At 29.4% G+C, this 13428-nt stretch carries 9 protein-coding genes and 1 riboswitch; of the genes, 1 reads left to right on the top strand and 8 read right to left on the bottom strand.

What is annotated here, in order from left to right; translation table 11 throughout:
* Positions 1-116: 116 nt before the first annotated feature.
* Positions 117-213: riboswitch (TPP riboswitch) on the bottom strand.
* Positions 214-571: 358 nt separating this feature from the next.
* Complete coding sequence (locus FRIFI_RS04060; RefSeq protein WP_166505057.1) at positions 572-1684, top strand: DEAD/DEAH box helicase; 1113 nt, start codon at positions 572-574, stop codon at positions 1682-1684.
* Positions 1685-1986: 302 nt separating this feature from the next.
* Here the strand turns inward: FRIFI_RS04060 and FRIFI_RS04055 are convergent, their stop codons facing one another.
* The 8 genes from FRIFI_RS04055 to ortA all read right to left on the bottom strand — a co-directional run bounded on the left by FRIFI_RS04055 (position 1987) and on the right by ortA (position 13380).
* The gene (locus tag FRIFI_RS04055; RefSeq protein WP_166505056.1) at positions 1987-4137 is read right to left on the bottom strand and encodes a YhgE/Pip domain-containing protein; all 2151 of its coding nucleotides are present in this window, start codon (positions 4135-4137) and stop codon (positions 1987-1989) included.
* 16 nt (positions 4138-4153) lie between these two features.
* The gene (locus tag FRIFI_RS04050; RefSeq protein WP_166505055.1) at positions 4154-6304 is read right to left on the bottom strand and encodes a YhgE/Pip domain-containing protein; all 2151 of its coding nucleotides are present in this window, start codon (positions 6302-6304) and stop codon (positions 4154-4156) included.
* Between the two features lie 171 nt (positions 6305-6475).
* Positions 6476-7570: an ornithine racemase Orr gene (orr, locus tag FRIFI_RS04045; protein WP_166505054.1), complete on the bottom strand. Its 1095-nt coding sequence runs from the start codon at positions 7568-7570 to the stop codon at positions 6476-6478.
* Positions 7555-8946, bottom strand: a complete 1392-nt coding sequence (locus tag FRIFI_RS04040; RefSeq protein ID WP_166505053.1) for a GlmL-related ornithine degradation protein — start codon at positions 8944-8946, stop codon at positions 7555-7557. Before FRIFI_RS04040 ends, orr begins: the two co-directional genes overlap by 16 nt.
* A 2-nt stretch (positions 8947-8948) precedes the next feature.
* Positions 8949-11165, bottom strand: a complete 2217-nt coding sequence (oraE, locus tag FRIFI_RS04035) for a D-ornithine 4,5-aminomutase subunit OraE (RefSeq protein ID WP_166505052.1) — start codon at positions 11163-11165, stop codon at positions 8949-8951.
* Positions 11159-11533: an ornithine aminomutase subunit alpha gene (locus FRIFI_RS04030; protein WP_166505051.1), complete on the bottom strand. Its 375-nt coding sequence runs from the start codon at positions 11531-11533 to the stop codon at positions 11159-11161. Before FRIFI_RS04030 ends, oraE begins: the two co-directional genes overlap by 7 nt.
* Before the next feature lie 127 nt (positions 11534-11660).
* Positions 11661-13079 (bottom strand): 2-amino-4-oxopentanoate thiolase subunit OrtB, encoded by a 1419-nt coding sequence (gene ortB, locus FRIFI_RS04025; protein ID WP_166505050.1) that lies wholly within the window; start codon positions 13077-13079, stop codon positions 11661-11663.
* A complete protein-coding gene (ortA, locus tag FRIFI_RS04020; protein WP_092926749.1) occupies positions 13069-13380 on the bottom strand; it encodes a 2-amino-4-oxopentanoate thiolase subunit OrtA in 312 nt (103 codons plus the stop codon). Before ortA ends, ortB begins: the two co-directional genes overlap by 11 nt.
* Positions 13381-13428 lie beyond the last annotated feature (48 nt).

Below are 13428 nucleotides of genomic sequence, written 5' to 3'. Positions count from 1 at the left end.
TTTGCTAAAGCTTGTTATCTCCTCAATTAACTTCAATATCATATATTTTTGCAATTAAAAAGCTATACCCCAACATTGGAATATAGCCTTAATTTCTAATTTAATATATAATATAATAATATATTATCAAGCTTTCCTACGCTGGTATTATCCAGATCAGGTACAAGGGTTAACGTTTCGTCTCTCAGCCTTTCGGCACCCCTAGCAAATATTTTATTTTATACTTATAGTATATTTCTATAATCTAAATAAATCAACTTTAATTATAATTTATAAAATCTTCTGTATATTTATAAATACTAACATTTACTTAATACCCATTAATATATAAAACTAACATTAATATTTTATATTAATAAATAATATTATTAGTATTAATTATAACTATATGATATTATTTATTAATACGGAAAATATAAATAAAAAGTTTACTTCGTTTAAGCGACATTCAGGATAACTATTTCTATGTTGCAACGATATAACGTTCACTAATGCTTTAAGCAACGTGTTGGCAAACTATTTCGGTCAAATCCGTTGCTCAAATTATAAAGATATTAAGAGGTAATATATAATGAATTTTGAAGAACTTGGAATTAGTAAAGATTTAGTAAATGTACTAAAAAATAGGGGAATTAACTCTCCTACACCTATACAAAAAGAAAGTATTGGATTTATAAAGTCTGGAAAAGATGTTATAGCAGAAGCTCAAACTGGTACGGGAAAAACTCTAGCATTTTTACTTCCTATATTTGAAAATATTAATCCAAACGCTAATTATGTTCAAGCACTTATATTGTCACCAACAAGAGAGTTAGCTATTCAAATAACTGAACAAGCCATTGAACTTTCAAAAGGTAAGAATATAAATGTATTATCAGCTTATGGTGGAAAAGATATAGCAGGTCAATTAAAAAAGTTAAAGGGAAATATACACCTTATAGTAGCTACACCAGGAAGACTTTTAGATCACTTAGATAGAAAAACTGTAAATCTTAGTAAGTTAAAAACTTTTGTACTAGATGAAGCTGACCAAATGTTATTTATGGGATTTAAAAATGAAGTTGAAGCTATATTAAAGGAGGTTCCTAAAAAGCGTCAAACATTGTGTTTCTCCGCTACTATGAACTCACAAGTTAAAAAATTAGCTTATAGATATATGACTAATCCTGTTGTTGTATCTATAGAAAAAGAAGAAATAACACTTGAAAATATAAATCAAGAAGTTGTAGAAACTACAGATAGAAGAAAACAAGATGCACTATGTTCTGTACTTGATAAAGATAATCCTTTTTTAGCTATAATCTTCTGTAGAACCAAAAGAAGAGCAGATGCTTTAGATGAAGCACTTTGTCAAAGAGGGTATAATTGTGCTAAACTTCACAGCGACATCCCTCAATCAAAACGTGAAAGAATTATGAAATCTTTTAGAAATGCAGATATACAATATCTTATAGCTACTGATGTTGCATCTAGAGGTATTGATGTTACTGGTGTTACTCATGTATATAACTATGATATACCAGAAACTTCAGAAGACTACATACATCGTATTGGTAGAACTGGTAGAGCTGGTAAAAAAGGTTATACTTGTCTATTTGTTGCCCCAAAAGATGAAAGATATTTAGAGCAAATTGAAAATGCTATTCAATATACTATCCCAAGAAGAGAAATAGATAATAACTAATAGTAATGTTAATAAAAATACCTAAAGGAATTATTCCTTTAGGTATTTTTATTTTCTATATCAATATTCTCTAATTCTTCTTTAGTCAATATCTTCTTTCTAGATATAAGCATATTGCACTCCATGCAATAATAATTAATAGTACCTCATCCATCTAGTACATCTAATTTAGATTTACAGTATGGGCAATAATAATCCTTGTTCATATTGTCACTTCCTTAATGTTTATTATGATTATTATTTTACTAGTCATGGAAATGCTATTCAATATTTATTTGTTAAATAATTACCATTATTTATAACTATAAACCAGACTCCTTAAACTTATCATTCATAAATTCAGTTATATTATGGAAAGTTTTCTTAAATATGACTAATGATATAAATATTACAAAGAATATTGCTAACATAGATAAATCATAATATACAGCACTCATGCTAGGTCCTGCTATAGCTTCTCTAAATCCATCTATAGCATAAGTAAATGGCCAATATGGTTGTAATATTTCAAATATCTTAGGGTTAGTTTGTATAGGATATATCCCTCCAGAACCTGCTATTTGGAAGACCATAATAACTATAGCTATAGCTTTACCTAAGTTCCCAAATAAAGAAACTAATGTAAATATAATTGTAGTAAATAGTATAGAAGATACTATAGTAAATAAATACATTAAAGGTATACTAACAGGCTTATCAAATATAAATATATTACCTGTTGCAATTATTAAAGACTGTATTAATGATACTGTCATAAATGTAAGCATTTTACCAAAATGTTTTTGAACTAAATTAGTTTTTTCTCCCGCTAATTCTTCACACTCTGTTGTAAGTAGTGATGTAGATAAAAGTGCTCCTACCCATATTGCAAGTACTGAGTAAAATGGCATTAAAGCGACTCCAAATATACCTGCCTTATATAACTCTTCTGTCTTAACATTAACAGGTGATGATATAAAAGATGCTATCTCTTTTGAATTTTTATCTAATATTGAAATTAACTTGTCTAAATTTTTATCTGTTAATATCTTAGTTTTTTCTACTAACTTATCTAAATCATCTTCAAACTTATTAAGTTCTTTTGATATATTACCTGCTTGTTTTACAAAAACATCACTACTTGATATTCCATAAGTAGAAAGTGCATCTATTTGAGGTATTATAACATTTATACTTTCTAATATGTTGTTTATATCAGAAGAGCTAGAAATCATAGCATCTCCTACACTATCTAAAACATTAGATACATCAGAAGTAAATATAGTATTTGTTAAATTTAACTTATTGTTAAATGAATTTTCTAATTCTGATAAAGAATTAAGTTGTTCATCTATTTGTTCTTTAGTTCCACCACTTTCAATTACTGATTTTAACTCACTTAATTTATCTTTTTCTGAAGAAAGTATAGTTTTTAAAGTATTAAGTGAATCTATTATATTTTGTGTCTTAGAACTTTCATGTTTGCTATTTATATTTTCAAGATCACTTATAACTTTATCTATCGTATTTTCCATAGTTGATATCAATTTTAATACCGACTCTATCGTATTTTCTACATTTTCAATTGAAGAACCATCATTTATATTTTTTAAATTATCAATTTCATTTTGTAATTTAGTATTTATATTATTTATAGTATTCATATTATTATTCATATTTTCTGATGCATTATTCACACTATCCTTTGTAACTAATACTAAATTTTTACTATTTTTTACTACATCTTGAAGACTATTTATTTCTTTTTTTATCTGAGGAAGATTTCCTTTTGTATTATTTAAATACTTTTTAAGTGTATTTGCATGAGAATTTGCTTCTTTTACATAATTATTTATTTTCTCTAAATTATTATATGTACTATCTAAAGCATTTTTTAATTCTATTATCTGCGGTTTATTGTCTTCTAACTTAACTCCTAATGTTGATAAAAATGAAAAAGCTTCTTTATTTAAAGTATCAACAAAATTAGCTTTTATTTCTTCTACTAACTTATTTTTAGCAACATCTGTTATTTTAGTAGCTATTGCATTAACTTTTTCATTAGCCTTATATATAATATTTGGCTTTTGAGGGTCTTTCGTTGTAAGTGTTGACAAATCTTTAGAAAAATCAGGTGGTATTTCAATTAATGCATAAAATTTTCCTTCATTTAACTGATAATTTCCTTGCCACTCATCTACAAACTGCCACCCTATGTCTTTATTCTTTTTAAGCTCTTTAACTATTTCATCACCTACATTTATAAACTTTCCATCAACGGAAGTTCCCTCATCTTGATTTACTATAGCTACTGGAATATTTCCCGTGTTTGAATAAGGATTCCAGCAAGCCTCTATATTAACCCACGCATATAACGATGGTATCAAACAAAGCCCTCCGATTATTATAAAGGCTGACTTAATAGTTAATATATTTTTTAAATCTCTTAAATAAATTTCAAAAATCTTTTTCATATGTTCACCTCTATAATTATTCTGATAAACCAGATTCTTTAAATTCTTTCTCAAATTTTCTAACTGATTTATTAAGCTTTTCTTTAAGTAAATATCCTATGAGTATAGTTACTACTCCAAACACTATAAGTATAGACACATTAAACATAACTGTACTTAAAAGTGGACCTGCTATAGCTTCTCTTAAGTTGCTTAGTGTATATGTAAATGGGAAAAATGGTTGCATTATTCTAAATATTAAAGGGTCTACTTGTATAGGATAAGTTCCTCCAGATCCAGCAATTTGTATAACCATAAGCACTATACCTATTGCTTTTCCTATATTCCCAAATAGAGAAACCAATGTATATAAAATAATTGCAAATGCTGCTGATGAAAGTACTGTAGTAAATATAAATAGTCCTAGATTTTCAGTTTGAACGCCAAGTACAAATTTATCTCCAAGACCTACTATAAAACCTTGTATCATTGCTAAAAATACAAATGTAATCATTTTTCCAATGTATTTTTCTTTTATACTTAATTCTTTAAATTTATCCACTTCAGTTGTAAGAAGTGATGTAAGTACTAATCCTCCAACCCATAGTGAAAGTGTTGTATATATAGGTGCCATACCAGATCCATAATTTTCAATAGGATATATTGGTTCTGATTTTAAATTAAATGGATTAGATATATAATTTCCCATAAGTTGTGGCTTACTTTGAAGTATTGATATTATAGAATTTAAATCATTATCACTAACTTTTTTTAATTCTGTACTTAATATATGTATAGTATCTTTAAATTGATTTAATTTAGAGTCTAAATCCTTAGACATTTCTGCAGTTAAACTACTCCCTTTAGATACATACCCTAGCATATCATTTAAAGCTTGAACTAATCCCTTTGAGCTATCTACTAATGTAGCTGCATTTTTAGCTGCATTTACTAAACTATCCGCAGTATTGTTTAGTGCTGGTCTAACCTTAGAATCATAGGAATTTATTGCATTATTTACATTACTTGATAAATTACTTGCAGTTGAATTTATAGAGTTTAATGTATCTTTCATAGATTCTATTGATCCATTTAGTTGATTTTTAAGATTCCCTATGTTTTCTTGCTGTTTACTTAATTCATCTTTTATTATATTTAATTCATTAATTAATTTATTTATATTTTTATTAGATTTAACTTCATTAAATTCTTCTAAATATTTAATAATTGAATCTATTTGGTTTTTAGTACTATTAATTTGATTATTTATCTGCGATATCGCTGATGCAACATCTGCTTTTGAAATATTACCAGAATTATGACTAATACTATTTACTATATCCTTTGTCTGATTATTTTCATTATTAATCTGGTTTAAAGTTGATTTAATACCATTAAATGAGCTATTTAAATTATCTTTTATGTTTTCTATATTTTTACTTGTATTCATATTATTATTAGATACTGCATCTAGCCCACCTGTAACTTGTGGTAGTGTACTTTGTATACTTTTTAAATATGTAGCTAAGTTCTCAGAATTATTATTGACACTATCAAGTATAAAATTAATAATATCCATGTGTTCATCTAAACCTATCACAGCTTTTTTTAATTCTAATATTTTATCTTTACTATCTTCAATATCTTTTCCATATGTATTTAATGAAGAGAATAAAGTTTTATTTACAGTGGCTATAAAATTTGAATTAATCTCATTTACAAGTGTTTCCTCAGCAACCTCTGTTATTTTACCTGCTACTGGATTTGATTTAGTGTTTACTTTATAAATAATAGTTGGCTTTATAGGTTTTCCACTTGTAACACTAGTTAAGTCCTTTGAAAAATCGCTAGGTATTTCTATCATTGCATAATAGCTTCCATCTAATACACCCATATTACCCTTTTTAGAGTCAACGAATTTCCATCCAATGTCCTTATTTTTCTTAAGTTCACTTATGACATCGTCTCCAACATTTAATTTTTTGCCATCTAGAGTCGTTCCCTTATCATTATTTACTATAGCAATTGGAACTGTACTAGTATTTTCATAAGGGTTCCAACAAGCTTTTATATTTACCCATGCATATAACGATGGTATGAAGCATAATCCTATCACTATTATTAGAGCTATAGGATTTTTAATTAGATTCTTCATATCTGTTTTAAAAATTTTAATGGAATTTTTCATATTTACCTCCATTTTAGTTTGATTCCTAAACATACTTCATGTAGTATTATATCACTTTTCACGTTATAATTAAATTTTTTTAAAATCATAAATATACTTATTCTATAAACTTAAAAGCCATTTTTATATAAAATATTATAAAAAAAGCTATCTTTAAAGATAGCTTTTTACCTATACAAGTTGTATTTGAGTACTTAAGTTATATATTACTTTTTTTTCTACATAATTACTTGTGCAAGCTGTTAATATTCCACCATAGCTAGTAACTACAAACCCTAGTATATCTCCTATATTATATATACTTTCACTATTTGTTATATCTAGTATCATATGGTCAGAACTTGCACCTATTATCTGTATATTTTCATCAGTTGGAAATATTGATTCAATATCTATATCTTGCTTTCCTATGCCAACTATTGCTCTTTTCATTATACCCTTATCCTCATAATGAGGCACTTTTCCAAAGGCATCTTTACCTATTTCTCCTATTGGCATTGACGGTTTATCTTTTATTTCTATAATTTCACAATATAATTTAAAACTATCATGATATGTTTCTTCTATGAAGTTTCCATATGCAGTTTCTTTTCCAAGAAGTATGGCTTCTCCTAGTCTTAGATTTGTTATACCTTTTGGCAATTTTCCTTCTTGAAGTAAATATATAGAACTTGAATTTCCACCAGATATAAATTCTAATTTTATATTATGTTTATCTTCTATATTTTTAGCTATTTTTACTAACCCTCCTAAATTTTCCTGTGATGGAAGTATAGCTCCATAGCAAGTTAAATTAGTGCCTATCCCTATAAGTTTTATATTTTTTAGGTTTAATACGTTATCTACTACATTACATAGCTCTTCTTCATTAAAATATCCTTCTCTTAAATCCCCTAAATCGACCATTAAAACTATATTATGAACTTTATTAATGTTTTTAGCTTCTTCATTTAATCTATATATAGTTTCTATTTCAGAATTAAAACTTATATCTGAGTATTTAACAACTTCTTTTGATTCACTTATCATTGGTATTCTAAGTAATATTTTAGGAAGTTTTAGACTTTGAAGTTTCTTTAAATTTTTAATTCTTGAGTCAGCTATATAATCTACATATTCGTTACTTATTTCTTCTACGACTTCAGGAATTGCACAATATGCTTTTGTTACTATAGCCATTTTTAAGTTCTCTTCATTTAATATACTTTTAAGCCTACATACATTGTGTTTAAGTTTAGTTATATTTATTTCTAATCTTGGATACACAAAGTTTCCTCCTTAAAATTTAAACTCTTTAACATAAGCTTAAGAGCTGCATCTTCGTATTTTTTAGATAATACTCCAAGAGATGCCATTATATAGTCATTATCTACTAATACCTTTACAGTTTCTTTTGGAAACAATAAGTCCTTATTTTTGTTGTTTTTAGGTATTTCTTTCATTATTTCAACTCTGTTAGGAAGCCTAGTTAAAGCACCACCAGTTCCTACAATATATCTAACTTCTGTTAAGTCCTTACCTTCAGCTATCCTACTTTTACCACTAGTAGAATATATACTCCTTATAATTCCTGAATGTCTTTTAGTGGCACGAAGAGCTGCTTCTTTAGTAAGTCTTTCTACTAAAATTATTTGTTCTTTAGTTTTCGGTATTGGTAAATAATTTTCTATAACTTCATCTAAGTTTATATCACTTAATTCTTCCTGTAGATTTTCTTTTCCTATGGTATTTACTATATTTCTCATATTAACGTAAACTCCTAAGTCACCTTCAACACTTCTTTTAGCTATTGGTTCTGGATTTACAAGTATTCTACTTATTCCATCATTTCCTTCTGTTACAGAATGTATATCAGTAGTTGCCCCTCCTACATCTATAACCATCAAATCTCCTATATTTTTTCTAAGTAGCTTTGATGCCTCCATAACAGCCCCTGGTGTTGGTGTTATGTGAGAATTGACTAATTCTTTTATATGTTCCATACCCGGCGCATTAGTTATATGTTCTTCAAATACATTTTGTATGACGCATCTAGTTGGTTCTATATTTAGATAATCAATTTTAGGATATACGTTGTCAACTATATATAGCTTATAGTTTGTATCTTCAAATATTAATTTTATTTCTTCTATATTTTCAATATTTCCAGCATATATAACAGGTATTCCTAGATTAAGTCCTGCTATTAATTCTGCATTATAAATTGCAGTATCTCGCTCTCCATAGTCTACCCCACCAGCTATAAGTATTATATTAGGACTTATCTCTTTTATTTCTTTTAAATCTGTTCTTCTTAGTTTTCCCGCTGTTACTTTATGTATAACAGCTCCCGCTCCAAGTGCTGCTTCTTTAGCAGCTTTAGCCGTCATATCATATACAAGTCCATGAACAGTCATTTTAAGACCGCCTGCTGCACTAGATGTAGCAAAAAAGTCATTATATTCTATACTGTCTACTCCTAACTTCTTAGCTAAATCATCTATTGCTCCATTTAGTCCATTTCTTACATCTCCACCTTCAAATACAGTTGTTGGTGCTTGACCTTGACCAATAAATTTTGGACTGTCTGTATGTATGCCGAAAAAGGCATTTACAACAGTTGTTGTAGAGCCTATTTCAGCAACTAATACGTCTACTTTCATGTTTAATTATTTCCTTCTAGTGCTAATTTTTCTCTTCTTTTTTCAACTAAGAACGTAGCTACGTTAACCCCTCTATCACTTCTTCCAAATCCAGCATCCATTCCATTTTCAACTGCTATATCAGGCGTTACTTGAGTTCCTCCTGCTGCTACCATTACCTTATCTCTTATTCCCTTTTCTACACAATATTCATGTAATTTTTTCATATTTTTGTAGTGTATATCATCATGACTTATTATAGTTGATGCAAGTATAGCATCTGCATTTAACTCTATTGCTGCATTTACTAATTTTTCAACTGGCACTGATGTTCCTAAGTAGTGGCATTCTATACCATATTTTTCTATACCACCATGTTTTATGTCTATAACTTCTCTAAGTCCAACAGAGTGTTCATCTTCTCCTATTGTTGCACAAACGATTTTCATAGGCATTTTTTCTATATCTTCTCTTATTTCATCATCTGTCATTACCTTTTGCTCTTCTGGTATATCAAGTTTAGCTATATCTATGCTAAATGGAACTTTACCTTTCAACTCTATTCTAGTTCCTTCTGCACTATGCATAACTTCTCTGTGGATAACTTCTACTTCTTCTAGATTCATTTTCTTAGCAAATTCTATAGCTGCAAATTCAGCAGTTCTCTTATCTGTTGGTAGCATCATAGTAAGCATTACTGTACCATCTGCACACCATTCCATTTCTGGCTTTATATTAGTAGAATTTCTAAATTCTTCTACCTCTTTAAGTCTTACGTTTACATTATCCATATCATCTAGTTCATCTATATATATTATTTTATCTGGTTCTTCAAAAGTACATCCATCTATCAACTTAGAAGGATTATCTACTAAAGTTTCATCATATTGAGCTACATTATTGTATCCAAAGTGAGCTGTAACTGGAGCTAGATAATCTTCATCTCTTTCATATACACTTCCTGCTCCTACTCCTTCTCTTATCTTTCTACTTATTCCGTCTCCATTTCTTTCTGGGTAGTTACCAGAATCAACAAAGAATCCTTTTTCAACAGCTTCGAAATATCCACCTTCTTCTAATATTTCTTCCATATATAATACTGCTCTTTCTTTTAACTCTCTTGCTTTATCTCTAAGTGGACCTGTTTTTTTAAGTTCTATCATATCCATAAGTCCATCCATACCAACAAGTGCTTGTTTTGCAGTATCACAAGCTTCTATGTTGTACATATGCCAAGGAACGTTTCTTCCTTCGTCTGGAGTTATAGTAGATTGTATATCAGCTCTTGTTAAAACTGAAGTCAATAAGTTAAGTACATGAGTTACTGTTGCTTCTCTAGTTGATGAATCCATATATTTAGTATTCATTTGTGCTCTCATTTTATAGTCACTAAATAACTCTCTTAAAGCTACTGCATAAGGTAGGTCTAGTGTTAAACATGGTGCTGGAGGTGCTGTTGGTGGTACTGTTGATAGGCATATATTGTCTTTATTAATTCCTACTTTTTCTGAGAATACTGAGTTTAGTGCATGTTGAACCATAAGTTCAGGCATAACCTTCCAAGCTTCTCTAGCTGTTGCATTTGCATTGTGTGCTCCATCTATTTGAGCCATATTAGCAAAAGCCATTATATTTTTTGCTTCACAAGCATCAACAAATGATCTTATCATATTTATATTTCTATATAATACGTTGTATTGTGGGTCTTGATGAGCTCCGTTTATTCCTTCTTCTGCAAACATTACAGCAACCTCAGGTCCTGCAACTCCACTTACATAAGAATGATAGTTTATTGGTCTTCCAACTTCTTCTTCTATAAAATCAAGAGCTTTTCTTTGTGCTCTAACTTGCTTTCTTGTTATAGGAACTCCTCCTATTCCCTGTGGTGTTCCTTCTATTAATCCATCAAAGTGAGATTGACCAGCCGTTCTTATAACCATTAAATGGTCTGCTCCATGATGTGCTGCCATTCTCATTCTTCTTATATCATCTTCAAATCTTCCTGATGCTATTTCTGTTGTTATAACTGCATTAGGTTGAGGGTCTATATTATTAAAGTATTTAGCTGAAGGAAGTGCTACACTTTCTTTTAAAGGTGCTGAACAATCCTTATATTTAAAAGGTCCCATTTCTAAATCTTTTTCATTTTCTCTCCATGTCCAGCCTCTTCTTTTTGGTCTATAATTTTCTAGATCTTTTAATATATATTCTATATCTAATTTTTTATTTTCTTTTAACATTGTGCTCCCTCCTTCGCAAATAAACTAACTGCTTCATCCCAATACTTATTTTCTATAAGCATAAGACCAGCTTCGCGAACACTTATATTTTTTTCCTTGGAAAATTTATAAACAACATGCCCCGCACCTTTTCCTATAAGTCCATTTTCAAGTACACCATTTACTATTTCTTTAGCTTCTAAAGAAGAAAATCCCATTCTTAGTAGTACTGATCTTTCTATTGATGGTGTGGTATTTTTTCTTCCTAGTTCTATCATCGGTTCAACTATTTCACTTGCTAAGCTCCAAAATCTATTCTTTAATTCTTCATCACTTAAATTTGCTAGATGAGCTCTTCTTTCATTAAAATCATCATTTCTCTTTTTCATACGTCTCCCCCTATTCTCTATTACTTTCTATTTACGAATCTCTATATTATAATTTTAAACCCTAATTTTTAGTTTTTTATACTCTATACTAACTAATCATGATAAGTGAAATAATTAGTATGTAAGGCTATTTCCCTTTAACTAGTATTTCATTAGCAACATTTTTTACAAACTCTATATCGCACTTACAATCTTTAGCTAAAAATTCTATATCTTCATTATTTAACTTACTTACATTATTATTTTTTATTGCATTTTTTATATAAGATTTTTTTATCTTATTCATGTCTAAATCAACTGCTTTTATCATACTTGGATGTGATGGTAATATTAAATTTTCTCCACAAACTTCATCTTGTGGATTTCCGAACTTAATTTCTATCCCATTTTCACGCGCAAATGTAAGTTGTGGATTTATATGTTTTCCAGCTCCTGTATACTCTGTTTCTTGAACTACTATTATTTGGTCTTCATCTAGTTCTCTAGCTAAACTAAATGCTACTGCCAAAGATGTATTTCCAGCTGGACCTCTCTCTATACCTTCAAGTTGTGCTAGTAGTTCTGTCATATAAAATACTTCCCCTTGACTTACTGTTAAGTATCTATCCATATATCTTAGTGGTCTTGCAGCTGATCTTGGTACATCTGAACGGTCTGGCCAAGTACAAAATGGTATTCCAAACCCAGTGTGCCCTGTAGTAAATGATTTTTTATTAAATTGAGTATCACTAGCCATATGAAGTCCTTTTAGGTTGACGCTTGCACCTACTACTTTAACATCTGTAGCCCCAGCTTTTTTTAGTCCTCTAGCTGTTCCCGTTAAATTTCCTCCCCCTGCATTAGTGCATACTACTACATCTGGATCTTTTCCTAATTTTTCTCTACACTGCATAGCTATTTCATATCCTAATGTCTCAACACCAGCTATCCCAAATGGAGAATAAAGTGATGCATTAAAATATCCTGTTTCTTCTAATAATGTTAAAAATGTATAAAATAACTCAGGTCCTACAGTTAATTGAACAACTTCTGCACCATAGGCTTCACATTTTCTTGCTTTTTCTATTATTTCAGGCTGACCTATTCCATTACTGTCATAACACTCCTGAACTATTATACATTTAAGGCCTTGCATAGCTGCTTGAGATGCAACTGCTGCTCCATAATTTCCACTAGTTGCTGCAATTACTCCCTTATATCCCATCTTTTTAGCATGATATACTGCTGTTGCTGCACGTCTTGCTTTAAAACTTCCAGATGCATTACATGCTTCATCTTTTACAAATATCTTTGCACCTTTTCCCTTTGGCGATACTTTTCTAGCAAGTTTAGTTATATTTTTAAGCTCTATTAATGGAGTATTTCCTACTGCGAAATTTCCTTGGATTTTTTCTATTTCGCTTAAAGAATATCCTGTTTCTTTCATCATTTTTTCATAATCAAAGGATATTCCTTCGTTTTCAAACTTTGTATAGTCTATCCCTATTGCATTTTTCATTATTTCATTTTTTCTACTCATTACAGCACTATAACTATTATCTTTCATTTTCTTCACCTCCAAATAGTATATTTCTTGCCTGTAAACCTATTTGAAGTAATTCTGGTATACACTTTCCATAATCATGTTCATAATATGGTTCTACTTTTAGTAATTTTCCACTTACATTTCTTCCTGTTATAGTTTTTATATTGACTAGTTCCCCAATATTAGCATCTTCTTCTATAAATCCTTTAACCCACATTTCAAGAGGATGTAATTTTGTATCATCTGGAACTTGTGGCGCCCTTTGGCTAGATTCTAATACTATGTTGTGAATTATTACCCAATTTCCACGCTTAGCATCCATAAATCTACTCTCCTTTTTTTCCAATACTAGTAAAATTAATTTACTAGT

The organism is Romboutsia hominis, from assembly GCF_900002575.1.
GTDB classification, from domain to species: domain Bacteria; phylum Bacillota; class Clostridia; order Peptostreptococcales; family Peptostreptococcaceae; genus Romboutsia_C; species Romboutsia_C hominis.
The sequence above is the reverse complement of the archived record's forward strand: the minus strand, read 5'-3'. Positions and strand labels throughout refer to the sequence as shown.

Bases quoted from the DNA above. Each gene is read 5' to 3' on its own strand.
- FRIFI_RS04060 (WP_166505057.1), top strand. From the start codon at position 572: ATGAATTTTGAAGAACTTGGAATTAGTAAAGATTTAGTAAATGTACTA.
- FRIFI_RS04055 (WP_166505056.1), bottom strand. From the start codon at position 4,137: ATGAAAAAGATTTTTGAAATTTATTTAAGAGATTTAAAAAATATATTA.
- FRIFI_RS04050 (WP_166505055.1), bottom strand. From the start codon at position 6,304: ATGAAAAATTCCATTAAAATTTTTAAAACAGATATGAAGAATCTAATT.
- FRIFI_RS04040 (WP_166505053.1), bottom strand. From the start codon at position 8,946: ATGAAAGTAGACGTATTAGTTGCTGAAATAGGCTCTACAACAACTGTT.
- oraE (WP_166505052.1), bottom strand. From the start codon at position 11,165: ATGTTAAAAGAAAATAAAAAATTAGATATAGAATATATATTAAAAGAT.
- FRIFI_RS04030 (WP_166505051.1), bottom strand. From the start codon at position 11,533: ATGAAAAAGAGAAATGATGATTTTAATGAAAGAAGAGCTCATCTAGCA.
- ortB (WP_166505050.1), bottom strand. From the start codon at position 13,079: ATGAAAGATAATAGTTATAGTGCTGTAATGAGTAGAAAAAATGAAATA.
- ortA (WP_092926749.1), bottom strand. From the start codon at position 13,380: ATGGATGCTAAGCGTGGAAATTGGGTAATAATTCACAACATAGTATTA.